The organism is Paenibacillus sp. G34 (genome assembly GCF_056856875.1).
Genome location: NZ_CM166469.1, coordinates 2344265 through 2366156 on the forward strand (window position 1 = coordinate 2344265; position 21892 = coordinate 2366156).

Here is a 21892-nt window from a genome sequence, read left to right on the forward strand (position 1 = left end):
CCCTTATGAATATAAATAGATGTAATCGTTTGCAATTCAATCGGTAAATCCGCCCTGAACATGCTATAAATATCAAAATACTGATATAATCAGTCAAAATATAAGAAGAAATTCATCATTTATATCAATATCATTATAGTATAACCGAAGGAGGTAATCCAAGATGAAATTTACCGATGGCTACTGGCAGATCCGTGACGGATATCATGTTCAAAATCCGGCGGATATTCGAGATATTGTACAAAAGGGTGATTCCTTTACTGTATATGCAGCAACCAAACGCATTGAGCGCAAAGGCGATACGCTGAACGGAACGCTGCTCAAAGCTACCTACAGTTCCCCCATGCCTGATGTCATCCGTGTGCAATTGAACCACCATAAGGGCAAGTCCAATCCAGGCCCCGAGTTTGCATTGAACACGCTGAATACCGATGTGCAAATTGTCCAGGATGAGAACGGTGCAGAGTTAAAAAGCGGAAATCTTCGTGTAACCGTGAACAAAACAAAAGGCTGGGACATCGGCTTCCACTATAATGAAAAACGTCTAACTGGCAGCGGCTGGAGAGGCCCGGCCTATATCGAGTCAGCAACAGAGGGGGCTTTCTTCCGGGAACAACTGGAGCTGGGCGTGGGCGAGTATGTGTATGGCCTTGGTGAACGCTTCACGCCGTTTGTGAAAAACGGACAGGTCGTGGATATCTGGAATGAGGATGGCGGTACAAGCAGTGAACAGGCTTACAAGAATATTCCGTTTTATCTGTCGAACAAAGGATACGGTGTATTCGTCAACCATCCGGAGAAGGTATCTTACGAGATTGCTTCTGAAAATGTATCCAAAGTACAGTTCAGTGTGCAGGGCGAAACGCTCGAGTACTTCATTATCGGCGGTGCGAATCCGAAAGAGGTGCTGGATAACTACACCAAGCTCACGGGTAAACCGGCTCTACCGCCGGCATGGACATTTGGTCTGTGGCTAACGACTTCATTTACTACGGATTATGATGAAGCGACCGTTAATCATTTTGTTGATGGCATGGCTGAGCGCGATCTGCCACTTTCTGTTTTCCACTTCGACTGCTTCTGGATGAAGGAGTACCAGTGGTGTGACTTTGAATGGGACAAAGACATGTTCCCTGATCCGGAAGGTATGTTAAGACGTTTGAAGGACAAGGGCCTCAAAATATGTGCATGGATCAACCCGTATATTGCTGAGAAATCAATTCTATTTGATGAAGGCATGGAAAAGGGATATCTCGTCAAAACGGCTGACGGCAGTGTATGGCAATGGGATAAATGGCAAGCCGGCATGGGGCTTGTGGATTTCACGAATCCGGAAGCGACTGCATGGTACAAAGGCAAGCTGAAAGCCTTGATCGATCAAGGCGTGGACTGCTTCAAGACGGATTTCGGTGAGAGGATTCCAACCGATGTTGTCTACTATGATGGTTCCGATCCGGTGAAAATGCACAACTATTACACATTCTTGTACAACAAAGCAGTATTTGATGTGCTTGAAGAAAACTTGGGTAAAAACGAAGCGGCATTGTTTGCACGTTCCGCAACCGTGGGTGGTCAACAATTCCCTGTACACTGGGGCGGAGATTGCTCGTCCAACTACTCCTCCATGGCAGAATCACTGCGCGGTGGATTGTCTCTCGGTCTTTCCGGGTTTGGCTTCTGGAGCCATGACATCAGCGGATTCGAAGCGACAGCCGAGCCAGATGTATACAAACGCTGGGTACAGTTCGGATTACTTTCTTCCCACAGCCGTCTTCACGGCAATGAATCATACCGTGTACCTTGGTTGTTCGATGAAGAAGCTGTCGATGTCGTGCGCGATTTTACAAAACTTAAACTTAGTCTGATGCCTTACCTGTTCAATTCCGCGGTAGAGTCCTCTGTGCAGGGTCTGCCTATGATGCGGGCGATGGTACTGGAGTATCCGGACGATCCAACCTGTGCGACACTTGACTTACAGTACATGTTTGGAGATTCGATCCTCGTTGCACCGATCTTCAACAAAGAAGGTGACGTTCGTTATTACCTGCCTGAAGGAACATGGACCAATTATCTGACAGGGAAAAAAGTCCAGGGTGCACGCTGGATCAGTGAGAATCATGACTTCAAAACATTGCCAATGATGATCAAACCGAACAGTTTGATCGCGGTAGGTGCAGTTGATAGCAAGCCTGATTATGATTTTGCGGACAATGTATTCCTGCATTTGTTTGAACTTGCGGATGGGCATACTGCGCAAGCGGTTGTTGTCAACCAAGGTGCTGAGCGTGAACTGCAAGTGACCGTCACACGTAACGGTTCGAAGCTGGTAGTCCGAGCGGAAGGTGCTGGCAAGCCGTGGAATATCGTACTTCGCGGTGTGCATTCCGTATCCAGCGTGGATGGCGGGTCACAGGAAGCGGGTGTACAAGGTGTGATCGTAGCTGTAGCAGCAGGTACAGGCAAGCTTACAATCGAGCTGTAACATGTTAGAATAGACCATAAAGGGACGGTGCCTGAGGGCGCCGTCTGTTTGTTTATTGATACTGGAATATTGATTAGTACATTCGAGGAGAGAATGAAAAGAGGGAAAACAATATGGCATACCAACACTCAAATCAACACCAAGATCAACATGCAAATGCAAATCAACACCAAGATCAAAAACCTAATTCGGGCTTACACAGCCCAATATCAACGAAACTGCTTTATTCACTGGTACACAAACATTTTGGAGATCACGTTATCGTAAAACAGTTTGGGTTGCTGCAAGGCGGTCTTTTTAATACAACATATCGCATTCAACTGGAGAATACACCAATCACAGATATCATTTTGCGACTTGCTCCCGAACGTGTGCAACATCCAGGGACTGAAAAGAGCGGGGAGCAAATCGAGCGTGATCCCTTGTTTTCGTTTGAACGCACAATGATGGCCTCGGAACCTGTCGTGTATAATCACTACCGTAAGGCAGGCATTCCTGCACCCGAAGTATTGTCTTGTGATGACAGTGGTCTGGAAGTACCGCGAACCTATATGTTTATGACATTCATCCCGAGTTTGCAATTGGATCACGAATCTATCGAAGCGAAGGATAAGGAACATTTATATACGCAATTAGGTAAGTATACGGCGGCGATGCATCGTATCGAAGGATCATCATTCGGTTGGCCTCAGGCGGACGGCTCGATTCGCGGATCGGATCACTGGTCTGAGGTGTTGCTGAAGATAGCCGAAGAAATAAGCAGAAAGGCCGCTCAAATAGGGTATATGCCTGGTGTCGGGGAAGAGATTACGGCAGTCTTCCAGCAACACAGAGCCCTTTTTGATCAGATCAAGCAACCTGTGCTTGTCCATAATGATCTATGGGCAGCCAATGTGCTTGTGCAGGGGGAAAAAGACAAGATGAGTATTGCCGCTGTGATTGATGGAGATCGTTCGATGTTCGCCGATCGGGAATATGAGGCCATCCTCAACACGGATTCAGCCGCATTTCACGCAGGTTACGGCCGTTCCCTTGAATCCTCACCAGAAGGGCAAGCACGCCGGCTTGCGTATCGTCTATTGTCCTCATACTTTAACGCCTACGTTCATCAGCATCAGGTAGACCAACCGGAAGATGGCCGAATATTTGAGGAGCGTACGTTGGATTTGTTGGAAAAATGGAAGATCGAACAATTCCGCTAATGGAACCTATCCATTTTGACATATGCTGAATAATCGCCCCCAGATTAACCGACAATAACGCTGTTGTGTGTAGAATCTGCGAAGGTGGTTAGGGTATGTCTGATAAAAAGTGGGACCTTGTCGCACTTGCTTCCATCCCTGTTATTATGACACTGGGGAACTCCATGCTTATACCGATTTTGCCACAGATTGAACGGGAATTGAAGGTATCTTCATTCAAGGTCAGTATGCTGATTACGGTATATGCTGTAGTGGCCATTCTGCTGATTCCTCTGGCAGGATATTTATCGGATCGATTCGGGAGGAAAGCCGTTATTATTCCCAGTCTTGTCATTGCGGCCGTTGGAGGGGCCATCGCAGGGGTTGCTGCATGGATACTGAACAATGATGTTGCTTACTGGACGATTCTTGGGGGAAGGTTTTTGCAGGGAGTAGGTGCAGCAGGTGCATTTCCGATTGTCATACCTCTTGTCGGGGACATGTTCAAGAATGAAGATGAGGTGAGTAAAAGTCTGGGCATTATTGAAACCTCGAATACCTTTGGCAAAGTGCTTAGTCCGATTCTCGGTGCGGCGCTGGCGGTATGGTTGTGGTATTCGCCGTTTCTGGCGATTCCGGTGCTTTGTCTTATTTCGCTCATCCTTGTTATATTCCTGGTGAAAACACCGAAGAGGAAGGAAAAACCGCCTACATTTTCGGAATTTGTTGCTTCCATCCGTGACGTACTCAAAGAAAAGGGACGCTGGTTATACGCTTTGTTTGCGATCGGCGGAATCTGCATGTTTCTTATTTTTGGTGTTCTTTATTATCTATCTGAAACGCTGGAGAGTGAATTTGCGCTCAAAGGTGTAGTCAAAGGGCTTGTTTTAGCGATCCCGCTGGCTTCGTTATGTCTGGCTTCGTTTATGGCCGGGAAGTGGATAGGTAAAAATAAATCACGTATGAAATGGCTCGGTTTTGCTGGACTAGCTTTAGTAACTGTATCACTGGGGATCATAGGCATGTTCGATAATATCTACGTTGTTGTTGGATTATTTACCCTTGGAAGTGCCGGTATTGGGGCTGCACTGCCTTGTCTGGATACTCTGATTACAGAAGGTGTGGATAAAAAGCAACGCGGTACAATTACGGCATTGTTCAGCAGCATGCGTTTTATCGGAGTCTCTTTGGGCCCGCCCGTTGTTTCTTTGTTGATTGGCTCCTATCATTTTTTGCTTTTTGGCATTCTGGCTGCGTCAGGTGCGGTCGGAGGCTTGCTCACATTGCTCGCAGTGAAACCTAATAAGGATGGAGAACCGTCCTCGGGTACTGGATCAAAGGAGAAGGATCTGGAGAAGCGGGATGAAGAGGACAAGCAGGATCAGCAAGAGAAGCGAGGCAGTCAGGACGGTCAAGATAAGCTCCGCAAAAGGCGTGTGCAAGAAAGTGAAACCGATCAAGGATATAGACCTTCACCCCTGCGCCGTAAAAAAAGTCCTTTTTAGTTTGGGCACCAGTTTGGACAACTGAATGATGCCTTACGTAAAAGGTAAACCTAAAAATTGCGTTTACGTCTGGGCAGGCAGTACAGCTGCTTGCCAGATGTAAACGCGTTTTTGTCCTAACCTCATCACATCTGATGAGGTTAGTTTGAAACTTTTCAAAAATACCTATGTTCCGGATAAGGTGATGTTAAAAAACGTTATGAAGTGAAACGAAACTCCATTAATTTCTCTTCTTGGATTCTCTGTGTGAATCATTGGAGCCGGTTGATGGAGTATTATCCGTGGCAGCAATATGGGTATGTGATAACAGCGGATGCGTTTCGATCTGGAAGCTGCCGCTCCGTTTTCCCTGAATCAGATAGATGAGCAGGAACATGACCATAAATAAGACAGAATAACGATACATTTCCGTATAACTGGTCAGGGAGGCGATGGAGCCAAGCAGAAGTGCGCCTGTGGCAATACCAAGATCGAGTGTATTCAAAAACATACCGTTCGCCATGCCTCGCTGAGCAGGGGATACCACCTGAATCATCCAGGTCTGCAACGAAGATTGCATGGAACCATAGCCAATGCCGTAGATAAAAGCAGCCACAAACAAGATAGGCATCGTTGTTGCCCAGGAAAGCGTGATCAGTCCAATGGCGATACATATCGCTCCAGGAATCAATAATGCTTTTGGCCCCTTACTGTCGTAAATTCGACCGGCAAACGGTCTGACGAGCAGAACAGCCAGTGCATTAAACAGAAAGAACAGTGCAGGGTTAGCTAAGTGTGCTTCTTTACCATACAAAACGATAAATCCGACCAGTCCGCCGTACGTAATAGACAGCAAACCGTTCAGTACACTTGGCAGGATCAGTTTACGGTTAAATGGCGCCTTGGCTTTAGAACCCGGTTTGCTACCTGAAACAGATGCAACGGAGCCATTCGGTTGCTTTAGTTGAGATGCCTGCTTTGCAGCAACTTGTGGAGTTCGGGCCGCCTTTTTTCGCGTCAGGGTATAACTGAGTGGATAGATTACAGCGATCACACCAGCAGTACTTAGCATGAGTGTGACAAATCCGGCTCCTTGCAGTAAGGTAACGCCAATAATGGGCCCCATGGACATCGCAAGGCTGGTGGACAACCCAAAGTATCCCATCCCTTCTCCCATGCGTTTAACAGGTACAATGTCAGATGCCATGGTCGGAAATGCAGTACTGCTTAGTCCGAATCCAACACCGAACACCATACGGAGCAGAAGCAGAACAGCGATACCCGCAGCAAAATAATAGCCAAGCGTGGCAAGCAGGGCTACGGACAAGCCGATATAAATCATTGCATTACGCAAACCCTTTTCCAGTGCTTTGGCAGAATAGAGTCGTGCCGCAATGGCGCTTAATGCAAACAGGCAGGTAAACAGGCTGACTTGAAATGCATTGGCATGGAATCGATCCTGTACATACGAGGGTAGTGGTGAAACGATCATGTGTAGTTGCAAGAATAATAGAAAATTACATAACATAAGTAAAATAAAATCAGTCGTCCATAATCGGACAGGTGCAGATTGATCTTTCATGGTGAAACATTCCCCCTGAGTTGTGATAGTTACAGATTGTGATTAATGAGGGAAAGAGTATGTTTAAATGTTTCCATCTGGTCTTCCGGTATACCTTCTGCAAGTTTTTTATTCATTTCTCTTTCGATCGGAACAAGCACATCAATTAATGCTTTGCCCTCTTTGGTAGGATACAGCAGGTACGCTCTACGGTCCTGATCACTTGTACGGCGCTCGACCCAACCTTTTTTCTCCAATAAATCAATGATCCTTGCAGTGGTAGGCTGGTCTTTGAACACATACCCTGCCATTTCTTTCTGGTTAACGCCTTCCTTACGCACCACATTAAAAAGCACGGAGAATTGCTCTGTCGTAATATCGTAGGGTTTGAATTGTGCTGCTAGAAGGGCAGCTGTTTTGCGGTGAGTGAGTCCGAGCATGAATCCAACAGATTGCTCCAAAGAATAATCCATGAATCGATGAACCTCGCTTTCCGTAGAGGAATATCTCTAAAATTCATATACTTGTTATAACAACTATATGTGGAACAAGTAACTTTGTCAAAGACAATTGTTGAAGGAAAGGAGCCGAGTATAACGATGCAAAGCGTAAAAAATCCTGTTAGAATAAGGATGAAACGGCTTCCATAATAATAAAATCTGTTATATAAGGAGCGTTTAACGATGCTGAAAAATATTCCTGCCATCCTTCCGCCCGAGTTGCTCAAACTGATGTCCGAAATGGGGCATGGCGATGAACTCGTTCTCACCGATGCCAATTTTCCGGCCGCCAGTCATGCGCAGCGTTTAGTACGCTGTGATGGTATAGGCACCGCACAGCTACTAGAAGCGATATTAAAGCTCTTTCCGCTGGATACTTATGTAGAGCGGCCAGCAGCCGTAATGCAAGTGGTTAAGGGAGATCCGGTTATTCCGATCATCTGGGAAGATTACCGGAGGTTGATTGAAGAATACGAGGATATGAGCGATGCACTCGAATACGAGGATCGTTTTGATTTTTATGAGCGCGCTGCCAAGGCCTATGTCATTGTTGCGACGGGGGAACGTGCTCAATACGCGAACCTCATTTTGAAAAAGGGAGTTATTTTCCCTGAACCGGGACCCGCTCAAGAGCGGTTGAATTCAGAAACCTATTAAAAATTATGGCGACGCAGCTGGCGAGGCTTTCGTCGCTTTTTTACGTTTGCCTGAGCTTTAGTTTTTATATATTTCCCTATGATGAATTGAATCATCTTGAGATCAGGATGTTTGCATCTGGTTATCAATAATGGACTGAATGTAGAGAACGGTACAGAAAAAGTGTCCAGTCTGAAGGATAGATAAATGCAAACTTTACTCCGGTTGATGAATGGGAGAAAGGCATGGTTTCTTTTACAATGAATTTAAGAATGATACGCTGCGAGGAATGTAATGTAATAATATGATGTAATGAACAGTATGAAGGAAAAGGAATGAACAGTATGAAGGGAATGAAGGGCATGGAAATTAGAGTCAGACAAGCAAAGCCAGGTGATATTGCTGAGGTATCCAGGCTTTTTAATGAATACCGTATGTTCTATGGTCAGGATTCGGATTTGGAGAGAGCGTCCAGCTTTATTCAGGAACGAATGATTAATCAGGATTCAATTATTTACATAGCTGAGTGTAACGAAGGAAAAGAAGAAGGTTCATCCTCTGACGCAGATATAGATGTGAACACCGACGTTGCCATTCAGGAAAAACATATCGAAGAATCGGGGGTGCCTAATACAGCCATGGGTTTGGTACAGATTTATCCCAGTTATAGTTCCGTTTCGATGGGACCGATCTGGATTCTAAACGACCTGTATGTGGATTCGAAGTATCGACAGAAAGGGATAGCCAGAAAACTGTTGCGGGCCGTTATGAAACAGGCTAAGGAGCAACATATTCTTCGTATTTCGCTTTCTACAGCGATCAGTAATCGGCAGGCACAAGCCTTATATGAATCCGAAGGATATACACAGGATCAAAGCTTCATGTATTATGAATGTAACGTTGAGTACGAAAATAAATCTTGATAAAAATGTTACAGTTACATCAGCTGTTGTTGACGGGATATGGAGGGATAACCAGATATGATGCAGTGGCTTGCCATGATAACGATGCTGATTGATCATATAGGAGCTGTATTTTTTCCACATGTGATTGAACTCCGAATTATCGGTCGTATCGCTTTTCCAATCTATGCGTTTGCCGTATTTATCGGCTACAAGCATACACGTAACGTACAGAAATACATATGGCGGTTATTCTGGATCGCAGTGATTTCCCAAGTGCCGTTTATGGCTGCGTTTAATCATTTTTCGCTGAATGTCGTCTGGACTCTCTGGTCGGCATTGTTGGTTCTGCTAGCTTTGGATCGACTACCTTCGAAGCTGATTAGTATCCCGATTGCAATCGGGGCAGGACTGGTTATGGAATGGACGCATATGGATTATGGTATGTATGGTTTGATATTGGTGCTGTTGTTCCGGTATTTCAAAGGGCCAGTGCTGGTTATGGCACATGTTATATTAAATGTTCTTTACCTGATGCTGCACCATAGTTTTCTCCAGATGTATAGCGTGCTTGCGACAACCGGTATAGCTATCGCACAGTACTACCAGGCAGGTTTTCGCTTGAAAGGGCCACGATGGATCTGGCGTTATTTCTATCCGGCTCATCTGGCGATCATTGCGGTGATTCGTTGGATATAGAACCGAGAAGTGGCTTAAGCTCAGAAGCACCGTCTGTGGACGAACGTAATGACATGATTCTAAGCCTTCTCAATGATGGGCAGTAAAAAAAGCCAAGTTCTTGCCGTAATGGGCGAGAACTTGGCTTATTACTTTAGCTCCAGTTGTACTTAATCAATGATCAAAACCCGTTTACTCTGCTACCTTTGTTGTTCCATAATTTGGTCGAATCGGTGCTGGGAAATAACCGATTTGAACAGCATAGTCCAACATAGTATGAATGAAACGCTCATCGGTCTTGGCGCAGAAAATTCCGGCTGGTTCGACATATGCCGTTGTAACAGGTGATGCGTAGGCATATGCTGAATCTTTCGCTCCATCGCCTTCCAACTGGGCAATGGCCAGCTGCAAAGCTTCCGGTTCTTTTGCTATGCTCGCATCAAATAACCAGCTGTTGTAGTCTTCAAATGGCATGGTTTCGACGTCATAACCAGCGAGCTTTACCGCTTCAACTAGTGTGTCATAGTGAATCGGCTCCGGATTACAGATGTGGAACACACGTCCAGCTGTATCTTGACGCAAAGCAAGATGTACGATCGCTTCACTGGCATAATTGATCGGAGTAAAGTCCATCAGCCAGTCCGCGGCAGGGGCTTTGCCCAGCAACAGCATCGCTTTGATCATGCGGTAGATGGCATTGCTATCGATATTAGTCTGAAAACGACCGGTATGAGAATCGCATGTCAGGTTGCCTGCACGGTAAATGCTGACCGGCACGCCTTCTTCTGCGGCGGTCATGAGTACTTTTTCGGCCTCGAGTTTACTGTCTGAGTAGACGTTGTCCACATGCAGATCTTCCGGGAAACGGTCATATTGCAATGTAGATTCCCATTGTCCGCTTAGGGCCAGATCTTCAGGTATACCCATCGTGGAGACGTGATGGAACGAAGCTCCTTTTTTGTGACGTATCAGGTTTAACAAAGCAACTGTACCCTCGACATTGGTTTTAGCGAACTGAGCCGCCTCTCCGAAATGGCGTACATCAGCCGCACAGTGAATGACACGATCGATTTTTTTCTCGAGCAAACGTTGCTGTTCGGCGGAAAGCCCCAGATTTTTTTCCTCCAAATTTCCCTCAACGATAACGACACGATTCACAAGCTGGTCAGCAAGTTGTTTGCCGAAATAACCTTGCATCACCTTGCTCAAACGTTCCATGGCTGTCATATCACTGCTTGGGCGACGAACAAGGGTGTAGATGCGTGCCGAAGACGTTACAATTAACTGCTGTAATACATGCGAGCCGAGATAACCGGTTGCACCAGTCAGCAGCACATGTTCAGGCTGAAGAATGTCTGGGTAACCAAGTTGGGAAGATAGCTCCACAGGATGTTCCGAAAGCTGAGTGATGATGCCATCTGCAGTGGATGTCTGTTTAACTGGTTCACGTTGTTCTGATAAAATTGCTACACGTCGAGCAAGCGCGCGAATTGTTTTTTCAGCAAAGAAATCAGCGATTTTCAGCTGCGGATAATGTGGCTTCAGAAGAACCAATACATGGATGACACGCAGGGAATCACCACCAATGCTGAAGAAACTGTCTTCGACACCAAACTCCTCATGCTGTAGAATCTCCTTCCATGCTTGGAAGAGAATAGATTCCGTTTCTGTTTCAGGCATCACGCGGTCTAGCTTCTCGGTATGACGTTCAGCATGTGGCATGGATACCATAGCTTTGCGATTGATTTTTCCGGTTGGAGCAATAGGCATCTCATCCAGCTGGCAGATCCACTTCGGTACAAAGTATGATGGCAGCTTCTCTGAAAGTGTTGCTTTGATGTCAGCTACGGAGAGTGTGCTCCCATCTTTGGATGTAAAGTAGCCTACGAGCATGTTTTGGCCGTCCGCTTCCTTTTTCGCAATTACGGCAACATCTTGAATCTGCTCCAGTCTTGCCAAATGATCTTCGATCTCGCCGATCTCGATCCGGTGTCCTCGGATTTTGAGCTGAGAGTCACTGCGCCCCACATATTCCAATAATCCTGTATCTAGCAATTTGGCAATATCTCCGGACTTGTAGATTTTCTCACCCATAGCAAAAGGACTATCAATAAAGGATTGTTCCGTCCGCTCTGGCTGATTCAAGTATCCTTTGGCAAGAGCAGGAGTGGAGATATATACTTCACCAGGTACACCTACAGGGCAGAGTTGCTGCTCTTCGTTGACAATGTATACTTTGTAGTTATGAATAGGTCTGCCAATTGGAATGTTAACGACGTGTCCTGGAACCTGTTCACTAATTCGGTGTGTAGTGGTAGCCACTGTGCATTCAGTCGGACCGTACACGTTAACAATGTCAATCTGATTGCCAAATTTGCGTTGGAAAGCCCGAACTTGCTCTCCATAGAGTGCTTCTCCGGCTACGGTGATGATGCGCACTTTTGCCAGCTTATGAAAGCCTTCATCTGAAAGATAAGAGGCCAGTTGATTGAAGAAAATGGTAGGCAAAATCGTAATGATTGTTGTGCCTGTTCGCTCAATTGCACTTGCAAATTCTTCAATAGATACCCGCTCTTCCGCAGACAAGAGATAAAGCTCAGCACCATAGAACAGAGCGCCGATGGTATCCCATACCGATGCATCGAAGCTGTATGTGGCAAACTGAGTTAATACATCGCCGGATTGAATGTCGCAGTCGCGCTGTACGACACTGCCCAGATTAGTGACACCTCGATGGGCGATGAGTGCACCCTTCGGTTTTCCGGTAGAGCCAGAAGTATAAATGACATAAGCGAGATCATCCGGTTTGATATCCAGATTGGGGTTGCTGGCAGCAAATCCTGCAAGCCGTCCGTCTACGGAAAGAATCTGACGTACCGTAGAAATACTGGAGAATAATTCTTTGGCTTGATCAAACGAGGCCTCGGTTGTCAGTACAAACGGCGAGGCTGTATCTTCGACAATGTAACTGTTACGTTCTTGCGGATGTTCAGGATCAATCGGCACATAGGCACCGCCTGCTTTAAGAACACCGAGCAACGAAATAATCGTATCTAGGCTGCGATCCATAAAAATGCTGACGAATTCACCTTGCCTCAATCCGTTTGAGATTAAAACACGAGCTACCTGATTTGCGCGTTCATTCAACTCGCGATACGTATAAGCCGCAGAAAGTGAAGTGATCGCCGGGGAATCCGGGTACGCTGCGGCAGTTGCTTCGAACCAGCCATGAATTGTTGAATGGGCTGGTTCAAGGACTGCGGTGTCGTTCATTTCTCGATAGATCAAACGGTCTGAAGCCGAGAGAATGTCTACTGCGCCAATGGCTCTGCCATCATCACGCAAAAGAGCGAGAAGCAAAGTCTGAAAATATTCTGCATACCGCAAAAGGGTTGATTCTTGTAATAACGAACGGTCATAAAATAGATCGAGTATCATTTCATCCTGATCATAACGAACGTTCCAATTCATCACCTGAGGTGCCTGAGGCAATTGTACGCTGTTCAGCATGAACAATGTCTCAGGATATCCTCCGGTTTGTTGTGTATAAGGAATCTGAAGCTGCTGCGTGATCTGTGTAAGTAGTTCACTGAAAGTTGTCTTTCCTTGAACCTGTATTGAAAGATAAGAAGCAGCCTGGTCGGGAGCAAGTACTCCGATCGCTAGCTCCTGTTCAGCAGACAATCGGAATAACAAGGCCGCATAAGCTGAAAGGAAAGCAGGGTACACCATCTGTTCCTCAAACTTCTGTCTAAGTTCACGACTCAATGACGCTTTCAATGTAATATGAGTAGACTCATAAGAGAATGTTTGCTGGCGACGTCCATAATCCAATGGAATCTGAAGAACAGGTAAGCCAGATTCCACGGAGAGGGATAATGATTGGTTTTCAATCACTTCAGGTATCCTCCTTGGTTGTAACTGAATATTGGTTTATTTTTATTTTTGCCTGCTTACATTGAAATGAGAGATTAACTCCTGTAACTCTTGAGACATATCATTAAGTCGAGTGGAGGAGTCTACCAGTGTAATCAGAGATGCCTTTTGCTCGTCCACAGATACAGAAATCTTCTCGCTGCTATCCGCTGTCTTGCTTACACTTGCAGACAAGTCATCGGCTGTTGCGGTCATTTCTTCTGTGCCAGCTGAAATTTCCTGAGTTGCACTTGACACTTCCTGAATCTGATGGGATACCTTTTTCGCCGCTTCAAGGATTTCATCGAACAATTGACCGGTCTGATCTGCTACGGAGAGACCCGTATCTACTTCAGAAGTACCTTGTTCCATGGCTTGCACGGCTTGTTTAATACCGGCTTGAATTTCTTGAATCAATACGCCAACCTGACTGGTTGCCTGTTCAGACTGTTCGGCGAGCTTACGTACTTCGCCGGCAACCACGGCAAAACCTCTTCCTTCTTCACCTACACGAGCAGCTTCAATGGATGCATTAAGAGCGAGCAGGTTAGTTTGGCTCGATATCCCTGAGATAATGTTTAGGATATCGCCGATTTCCTGTGAACGGCTCTCCAGCACTTCGATTGCAGAAGCCGTATTTTTCACGGATTGAGTAATCAGGTTCATTTGTTCAGATACTTGACGAACCACACTGTTACCTTGCTGTGAACGACGCTCCATCTCATAGGCCTCATCCGCAACACTTGCGGAACTGCTCGCAATGGTCTGAATGACGGTAGCCATCTCAGACATTGCACGTGCGCTGTCACGGGTAGCTTGTTCCTGCGAGCGGATATTGGAAGAAATATGGGTGACGTTGCTATTGATGGTGTCTGCGTTGTCACTGTTGCGTTCAGAGACTTCATAGAGTTCCTTCGCGGATTGATTCACTTCCTGAGAAGTCATTTGCACTTTTACGATAGTGTCGTTGATTCGGCGTACCATGACGTTGAATTTCTCGTTAACAAGTCCCAGATCATCTTTTCCTGTCGGTATGTTGACATCCAAATTACCTCTGCTGACTTCATCAATGCCTTTAATCAGATGACGAATCGGGGAGAGGGTGTTTTTAACGACTAGGTATTGAATAATGAGGAACAGGAGCAAGAACGCCACGAGAATAATAATTCCGTTTAATAACAACGAGTTCAGACCTGCAGGAACTGCTTTGGCATCCGCATCGACAGCGAAGTAAGCGAAAATTTTGCCGTTGTTGTCTTTGATTGGATAAGCAATGGTTGTCCAGGTTCCGAAGTCATCAGAATAAAAGGTCGTAAACGTTGGACGATCGGTATTCAGCATTTCTTTCAGGGCATTGGCTACAACGACCGGTTGTTCGTACATATCGCCAATATTTACGTTATCGCTCTGAAAAGCCTCTCTCAGGTTCGTTGGCATCGCAACAAGGGAGGTTAACCGTTTGTTGTCGCCGCCAAGCTCCACACCAAAGATATAGGCTTGTGCAATGTTAGGATAATATTTTTGCATCTCATCGAAATAGGCTCTCAGTTTCGTCTGTGCAGTACCTTCGTAGCTACGCTCTGTAATTGCAGTTTGTACATCTGCAGGATTAATATCTTGGGCCCACTTTTTCGTAATCTGTGCGACTTGTCCATGAAGCTGATCGACGAGAACCGTTCTTTGGAAGTAATAACTGCTTGCAATCAAAGCCACGCCGATAATGATAATGTTGGTAAATGAGAGCAATAAATTTTTGGAGAAAAACGACATGTTTTTCCAACTCAATGATTTCACTAAACTCCACTCCTGATCTTCTATAAATTAAGAATCTGTAAGGTGTGCTTACGGTGTAAAAAAGTTACTTCATTCAGTCATCTCCTCCTAGGGGAATATGAGACAATGGTCTTGGTTATTGATTACTATGCAAGACTTATGTACCTTTTGAAACCATGTGTGTCTAATTATTAAAACACATCTATATCTATTATGTCGTGTAAAATGTCGTTAAATTGAATAGTTTTGTTAAAACTTTTTTAATTTTTTACGTATTTATGGACATAGGATTCTTTTTATAGGTAATTAGTACTGTTTATTATTAAAAATTGCCATTTTTTAGTTTCATTCTGTATTCTATAACATAGCGAGAAAAATTACACCATTTATCATCAGGAAAGGACTCATCTGGCTTGGAAGCATGGATATACATCGGATGAGGTTTTATCTATAATAAATACATATGGTTTCATACAAATTAAGAGCAGGCGGGGGTTAAATAATGAATCTGAAGCAGATTGCGGCAGAACATGCGGCAGCGTTCGTTGAAGATGGAATGAAGGTTGGTTTGGGTACAGGCTCAACCGCATATTTTGCGATATGTAAAATTGGGGAGCGGGTACGGGCAGGTCTGAATATTCAGGCAGTGGCTACCTCAGAGGCTTCGGACAAGCTGGCACGGGAATGGGGGATTCCGATTATTCCTTTTGACCAAATCGGACGACTGGATCTGACGATTGATGGAGCGGATGAAGTCGATCCGGAGTTTAACCTGATCAAGGGCGGTGGCGGAGCACTTCTGCGTGAAAAAATAGTGGCTGCGAACAGCAATAAACTGATTATTGTTGCCGACGGTAGCAAGGCTGTACAAAAACTCGGGAAATTTCCTTTGCCGGTTGAGGTCGTACCTTTTGCCTCAGAATGGACCTTTCAGACACTTGAAAAAATGGGATGTCAGCCGAAGTGGCGAATGAACGGAGAGGAACAATACCTTACAGATAACGGAAATCTGATTGCAGACTGTCAGATGGGAGCCATTGCTGATGCAGCCAAGCTTAACGTGCAACTGAATATGCTACCAGGTGTCGTGGATAATGGACTATTCGTGAATATGGCAGACGTTGTGATCATCGCGAAAGAAGATGGCACTATAGATGAGCTTCACCGTCCGCAATGAATTTATCGAGAGTGGGTGTCATGATTTAATATGAAAGAACTGCCTCTTAGAGATGATGAGCTTGTTCTTCGTGTAGTGGAACAAGACGACATTATTAAACTATATGAGCTGATCTACAGTGATGACGATCCTGAATGGAAGAAATGGGATGCACCTTATTATCCTTTGGAGCCTGTGCATTACGAACAATACGAGCACAATACGCACGCACGGTTGAAAGCAGATCAAAAAGTAGGACGTCCGGAATCCATCCGGGTCATTGAAGCAGACGGAGAAATCGTGGGAATGATTAGTTATTATATCGAAGATCCGCTATCCATGTGGCTGGAGATGGGAATTATAATCTACAAACCTGCCAGGTGGGGGCGGGGGATTGGTACACGATCACTACATATGTGGTCAAGTCATTTGTTTGAACACATGCCTATTGTGAGAGTTGGACTGACTACTTGGTCTGGCAATGAACGAATGATGAGGGCTGCTGCAAAGATAGGACTGCAGATCGAGGGGCGGATGCGGAAATGCCGGGTCGTTCTTGGGAAATATTATGATTCAATTCGAATGGGCATGCTGCGTGAGGAATGGGAACAGAAGCGATCCGGCGAAACGGACGGAAATGTATATAACTGATGGAGGATTATAGAAATGCTGAACAAGGAGGATAACCGGGAACTGTCATTGCAGTTGTTTGTGGTTCTTATTCGCGCTTACAACTCAGTGACATCACGTTCCAATCGGGACATCCAAAGCCATGGACTCAATTCCACAGAATTTGGTGTACTCGACTTGTTATATCATAAAGGACCACAGGCTTTGCAAAAGATTGGTGAAAAAGTATTGATGTCCAGTGGCAATATCACGTATGTTGTTGATAAGCTGCAAAACAAGAATTTACTGTTTCGACGCCCCTCCAAGGAGGATCGCCGGGTAATATATGCTGAATTAACGGAAGAAGGAAAGCAGTTATTCACGCAAATATTCCCACAGCACCATCAAGTCATTATCGACATTTTGGAGGGGCTTGAGCCTTCCGAAAAAGTGGATGCGATACGTCTGCTGAAGAAGCTTGGACTTGCTGCAGAAGGCAAAACGGACCTGCGTTTATAACGTAGATCCGTTTTTTTTGTGTCTGCAACGTACCTCGGATACTGGCTATATGGCTTGCGTATGGCTGCATAATATAGGAAAATTGTTTTATAACGTCGAAAGTAAATACCCAGCTTCATGTATAATAGATTAGCAGAGTTGCCTTGAACGGAATCATATGAACGGAATCATATAGATGAAATAGATTTTGTGCGTTAGCAGGATGTAGAAAAGGAGGAATGCGTCGATGAGTCATCGGGAGGCCGGAGAACGTTTACTTCAAGATGCAGGGATCTTGGCTGAGAAAATAACCGAAATGCAGTATCGGTTGCAGCCCGACTTAATGGAGCGTTTCGGTCCGATTGGGAAAATAAGAACTAAACAGGACTCACAGTACAGTCTGAGCTATCTGGCAGAAAGTGTGCTTGTGAAAAGTCCCAGTTTGTTCACTCACTATATATCATGGTTAAAAGTGCTACTTGCAGGCTACCAGGTATCGGCAGAGGATCTGGGAATGAACCTTCAGCTGATCAAAGAGGCATTAAATGAAGAATTCGAACAACCGCATCGTGAGTTTCTATTAGAATATTTGGAGATGGGGATCGATGTAACGAAGCAAATGGAAACCCAGTCCAGTTTTATTCTTGCCTCGATGCCCTACGGAATGGAAGCTGAGGTTTATTTGCAATATCTGCTAAACAATCAGCGGAGGGAAGCTTTTGAAATTATCGAGTCGGAACTGGATGGTGGAGCATCGATCCGTGATATGTATCGGTACATTTTCCAGCCTGTTCAATATGAGATTGGTCGGCTGTGGCAACAAGGCCAGATTAGTGTAGGTCAAGAGCATTTTTGCACAGCAGCAACGCAATCATTTATTTCACGGTTATATTCTAGATGGATGATCGGTCCAAATCAGGGTAAAAAACTGGTCGCTGCCTGCGTGGGGAGTGAACAGCACGAGGTTGGGCTGCGAATGCTCACGGATGTATTTGAAATGGAAGGCTGGGATACGTATTATCTCGGCGCTAATGTGCCCAATGGAAGTATTGTGGAAGCGATCAAGCAGCATAAGAGTGATGTAATAGCGATTTCGGTGACGATGACTTATCATCTTCATCTGGCTAAAGAGTTGATTGAACGTATTCGTAACCATGCAGAAACGGCTCATGTCAAAGTGATGGTAGGCGGTTATCCGTTTAATATAGACAAGGATTTATGGCGAACAGTTGGTGCTGACGGTTATGCACCTGGAGCGGACGAGGCGGTTGCTATTGCTGAGCGTTTACTGAATCATCCGGTATCGTTTGACAGTGCAAGCAAGGTAATTGAATAGGGAAGGGCTGAAGTGATGTCTAATGACAATGAAGAGATACAGAGACTGCGCCTAACGATCGAGCAGTTATCGGATCAACTGATTCGAAGCAAGGAACAAGAGGAGCGAACACTGTCGGCATTTTCGGATATGAATAATGAACTGGTTACGCTCCAGCGGCAGCTCAGTAAGAATAATGCTGGTCTTGAGACCGCACGCCAGCAGGCAGTGGCATCTGACGAATCTAAAAGTGCTTTTATGGCGGTCATCAGTCACGATTTCCGCACACCGCTGAACGGAATATTGGGAATGGCAGAATTATTAGCGTTGTCGCCTCTATCGGCGGAGCAGAAGGAATCAGTGACAGTTATCCAGGAGGCGGCCAAACTCTTGCTCAAATTAATTCAGGATCTTCTGGATCTTTCCAAGCTCGAGGCAGGTCAGGTGCGTCTTGAGCAGGGAGAGGTGAAGCTCCAGGAAATTCTGGATCACATCTTCCGTCTGCTTAAGCCGCAGATTGATAAGAAAAGAAACCAGTTTTTGATTGATTGTGATTCGGAAATCGCTGCTGTACTTGAAGGGGATTCGACCCGAATTACACAAATACTGATCAACCTGATTCAGAACGCAAATAAATTTACTACCGATGGTTCAGTTAAGGTGCGGGTTAAATTTGTGAAACAACATGCAAGTAAACAGCTTGTTCGGTTCGAGGTGCATGATACTGGTATTGGCATTTCAGAGGAAGATCAGGCTCGTCTATTCCAGCCTTATATGCAGACAGAACAGGGACGTTCGAAGGAATATGAAGGTACAGGTCTTGGCTTGTCGATCTGCAAGTCACTCGTTACTCTGATGAATGGACAGATTGGCGTTGAGAGTAAAGAAAAAGAAGGTTCTACTTTCTGGTTTGAGCTTGAGCTTGGACTGCAGATGGCCGAAAGCGAAGATATTGTGCAGCAAACGGATGGAGAGGAAGCTTCGGTGAATCGAGATCAGTCTGAAAAAGATTCTCGTACCTTGCCGATTTTGCTGGCTGATGATAATGCCATTAACCGTCAGCTTGTCCAGCTACAACTCAAAAAACTTGGTTTTTCAGAGCTTGAATGTGTAGTTAATGGGGAAGATGCTGTAGATGCATTTCGTCATAAGAAATACAGCCTGATTCTGATGGATAGTATGATGCCAGTGATGGATGGAATCGAAGCCGCTCGTCAGATTCGGACAATTGAGCAGGATGAGATGCGCCAACCAACGCCGATGATTGCAATGACTGGCAATGTCATGCAAAGTGAAAAAGATAAGTGTTATGAGGCTGGAATGAATGATTTTATCGGCAAGCCGTTTACCTTGGAGGTGCTGGGCTCCATCATTCGGAAGTGGCACTCCGCATCGAAACCCGTACAGATTCTAAATATGAACGTGGTTCGTGAAATTGCTGAATTAAACACGGATGGCAATCAAACGTTACTCAGTATGCTACTGGAGATGTATCGTGCGGAAACGCCTGGAAAGATCGAGGACTTGCGCAGACATGTGGTTTCAGCCGATCATGAGGCCGCAGCCGAGACAGCACATGATTTAAAATCGGGGAGTTTGAGTCTCGGCATCAGTTACCTTTCAACCTTGTTCAGTCAGATTGAGGAATACGCTAAGCAAGAGCAAACTCATCAGGCAGAGCCTTTGCTTGATAAGCTTCTTCCCGCGTATCAGGCTGCGTGTGGTGCACTTCAGCAGGCTAATAAAAATTGAATTATGCCATGATAGGGTTGTATTATTTTACCGAGTCGCTGTACCTTATCGACAGCAAGGGAGGATCTATTTCATGATATTTTACGGCCTGGCGGCTCTCATTATAATAATAACGGCTCTGCTGTGGGCCGGCGGACTCTATTTCTTCAAGACAGCCATTCGGCGTACCCCGAAAACATTTTTGGTCGATAATCCAAATCTGAAAACGGAAGCAGACAATGAACTGATCAGCAGTGCTGCGGATCTACACTGGCTTGATGCTCAGGATAGCAAGACGGTTACCATTCAGTCTCAGGATGGACTCAGGCTCTCTGGCATCTGGCTTCCATCCAAGAACCAATCTGCACGAACGGTTATTCTGGCCCATGGCTACTCCGGAAAAGGTAGAGAAATGGCAGGTTTCGCCAGATTTTACGCCGAGACGCTGGGTTACCACGTATTGATGCCGGATGATCGTGGACATGGTCAGAGTGAAGGAGAAATCATCGGGTTTGGCTGGTTAGACCGGAAGGATTATGTTCAATGGGTCGGTTGGGTACTGGAACATGTAGGTACGAATACAGATATCGTACTACACGGTATATCGATGGGAGGAGCTACGGTACTAATGACAGGCGGTGAAGAACTGCCCTCTCAGGTTAGAGCCATCGTATCGGATTGTGCGTATACATCGGTGGAAGAAGAATTGACGTTTCAGTTGAAGCAGCTGTACAAACTGCCTGCCTTTCCATTTATTCCGGTTACCAGTTTGATCACAAGGTGGAAAGCCGGATACTCATTTAAGGAAGCATCGGCTTTGAAACAACTTGTTAAAGTAGGCGTTCCGGTGCTGTTCATTCATGGAGAAGCGGATACCTTTGTACCAACGGATATGGTCTATCGTTTGTACGAAGCTTGTCCAACCGCTAAGGAATTGCTTACGATTCCTCGTGCAGGCCATGGCACTGCCTTTCAGGTGGATCGCGAGAAATATAAAGCAGTACTAGACACTTTTTTGAAGAAACACATGCCATATCGAGAGGAATCAGCTCACTGATTCCCTAAGTATTGTTGAGTTCTTAGTTCTAGATTGACTAACAAACCTAGATTTCACTTGGAGGTAGAAGACATGCCACGTTTTTCAAGAGAATGCTCGTATTGTCATAAACCTATGGGAGCGGATGAATTCAAATGTAAGTCATGCGGCAACATGGTCACGACCAAAACGTCCAAACCGGAACAACCTCACATGATGGAGTACGAACAATCCGCACTGGATCAGTACTCGACGGGGTTACTTGTGATCATGACATTATTTTTTGCCCCCATTGCCATGACCGTCGGTGGAGTGCTGTTGTTTAGTGACCATGCCAGTAAACGGGATGCCGGGAAAGTTCTTGTCACTGCTAGTATGATCATGATGATTATCTATCTGATTCTTTTCTTCGTTTTTGGGGGAACGTTACTGTAA

17 protein-coding genes are annotated in these 21892 nt (G+C 45.4%); 13 read left to right on the plus strand and 4 right to left on the minus strand.

What is annotated here, in order from left to right:
- Positions 1–163: 163 nt before the first annotated feature.
- The 3 genes from yicI (at position 164) to bcbE (ending at position 5168) form a co-directional block, all read left to right on the plus strand.
- Positions 164–2482, plus strand: a complete 2319-nt coding sequence (yicI, locus tag AC1VYS_RS10705) for an alpha-xylosidase (RefSeq protein ID WP_482914219.1) — start codon at positions 164–166, stop codon at positions 2480–2482.
- A gap of 113 nt (positions 2483–2595) precedes the next feature.
- Positions 2596–3684, plus strand: coding sequence for a phosphotransferase family protein (locus tag AC1VYS_RS10710; protein WP_482914220.1), 1089 nt, complete (start codon positions 2596–2598; stop codon positions 3682–3684).
- Between the two features lie 95 nt (positions 3685–3779).
- A complete protein-coding gene (gene bcbE, locus AC1VYS_RS10715) occupies positions 3780–5168 on the plus strand; it encodes a bacillibactin exporter BcbE (RefSeq protein ID WP_482914221.1) in 1389 nt (462 codons plus the stop codon).
- Between the two features lie 220 nt (positions 5169–5388).
- Here the strand turns inward: bcbE and AC1VYS_RS10720 are convergent, their stop codons facing one another.
- A complete protein-coding gene (locus AC1VYS_RS10720) occupies positions 5389–6729 on the minus strand; it encodes an MFS transporter (RefSeq protein WP_482914222.1) in 1341 nt (446 codons plus the stop codon).
- Positions 6730–6758: 29 nt separating this feature from the next.
- The gene (locus tag AC1VYS_RS10725) at positions 6759–7181 is read right to left on the minus strand and encodes a MarR family winged helix-turn-helix transcriptional regulator (RefSeq protein WP_482914223.1); all 423 of its coding nucleotides are present in this window, start codon (positions 7179–7181) and stop codon (positions 6759–6761) included.
- Between the two features lie 210 nt (positions 7182–7391).
- Here AC1VYS_RS10725 and AC1VYS_RS10730 point away from each other — a divergent pair, with 210 nt between their 5' ends.
- The 3 genes from AC1VYS_RS10730 to AC1VYS_RS10740 all read left to right on the plus strand — a co-directional run bounded on the left by AC1VYS_RS10730 (position 7392) and on the right by AC1VYS_RS10740 (position 9445).
- A complete protein-coding gene (locus AC1VYS_RS10730) occupies positions 7392–7865 on the plus strand; it encodes an RbsD/FucU family protein (RefSeq protein WP_482914224.1) in 474 nt (157 codons plus the stop codon).
- Positions 7866–8206: 341 nt separating this feature from the next.
- On the plus strand, positions 8207–8767 hold the full coding sequence (locus AC1VYS_RS10735) for a GNAT family N-acetyltransferase (RefSeq protein ID WP_482934509.1): 561 nt from the start codon (positions 8207–8209) through the stop codon (positions 8765–8767).
- A 57-nt stretch (positions 8768–8824) separates the two neighbouring features.
- Positions 8825–9445 carry a TraX family protein gene (locus tag AC1VYS_RS10740; RefSeq protein ID WP_482914226.1) on the plus strand — a complete coding sequence of 207 codons (621 nt, stop codon included), beginning with the start codon at positions 8825–8827 and terminating at the stop codon, positions 9443–9445.
- 171 nt (positions 9446–9616) lie between these two features.
- Here the strand turns inward: AC1VYS_RS10740 and AC1VYS_RS10745 are convergent, their stop codons facing one another.
- Both AC1VYS_RS10745 and AC1VYS_RS10750 read right to left on the minus strand, forming a co-directional pair.
- Complete coding sequence (locus tag AC1VYS_RS10745) at positions 9617–13321, minus strand: non-ribosomal peptide synthetase family protein (protein ID WP_482914227.1); 3705 nt, start codon at positions 13319–13321, stop codon at positions 9617–9619.
- Between the two features lie 42 nt (positions 13322–13363).
- Positions 13364–15109, minus strand: a complete 1746-nt coding sequence (locus AC1VYS_RS10750; protein ID WP_482914962.1) for a methyl-accepting chemotaxis protein — start codon at positions 15107–15109, stop codon at positions 13364–13366.
- 505 nt (positions 15110–15614) lie between these two features.
- Between AC1VYS_RS10750 and rpiA the strand changes: the two genes are divergently transcribed.
- The 7 genes from rpiA to AC1VYS_RS10785 all read left to right on the plus strand — a co-directional run bounded on the left by rpiA (position 15615) and on the right by AC1VYS_RS10785 (position 21892).
- Positions 15615–16289, plus strand: coding sequence for a ribose-5-phosphate isomerase RpiA (gene rpiA, locus AC1VYS_RS10755; RefSeq protein WP_482914228.1), 675 nt, complete (start codon positions 15615–15617; stop codon positions 16287–16289).
- A 30-nt stretch (positions 16290–16319) separates the two neighbouring features.
- Positions 16320–16919, plus strand: coding sequence for a GNAT family N-acetyltransferase (locus AC1VYS_RS10760; protein WP_482914229.1), 600 nt, complete (start codon positions 16320–16322; stop codon positions 16917–16919).
- Positions 16920–16934: 15 nt separating this feature from the next.
- Positions 16935–17396 (plus strand): MarR family winged helix-turn-helix transcriptional regulator, encoded by a 462-nt coding sequence (locus AC1VYS_RS10765; RefSeq protein ID WP_482914230.1) that lies wholly within the window; start codon positions 16935–16937, stop codon positions 17394–17396.
- A gap of 226 nt (positions 17397–17622) precedes the next feature.
- Positions 17623–18711, plus strand: a complete 1089-nt coding sequence (locus tag AC1VYS_RS10770; RefSeq protein WP_482914231.1) for a cobalamin B12-binding domain-containing protein — start codon at positions 17623–17625, stop codon at positions 18709–18711.
- Positions 18712–18726: 15 nt separating this feature from the next.
- Complete coding sequence (locus tag AC1VYS_RS10775; RefSeq protein WP_482914232.1) at positions 18727–20442, plus strand: ATP-binding protein; 1716 nt, start codon at positions 18727–18729, stop codon at positions 20440–20442.
- A gap of 73 nt (positions 20443–20515) precedes the next feature.
- A complete protein-coding gene (locus AC1VYS_RS10780) occupies positions 20516–21478 on the plus strand; it encodes an alpha/beta hydrolase (protein ID WP_482914233.1) in 963 nt (320 codons plus the stop codon).
- Positions 21479–21550: 72 nt separating this feature from the next.
- Positions 21551–21892 (plus strand): hypothetical protein, encoded by a 342-nt coding sequence (locus AC1VYS_RS10785; protein ID WP_482914234.1) that lies wholly within the window; start codon positions 21551–21553, stop codon positions 21890–21892.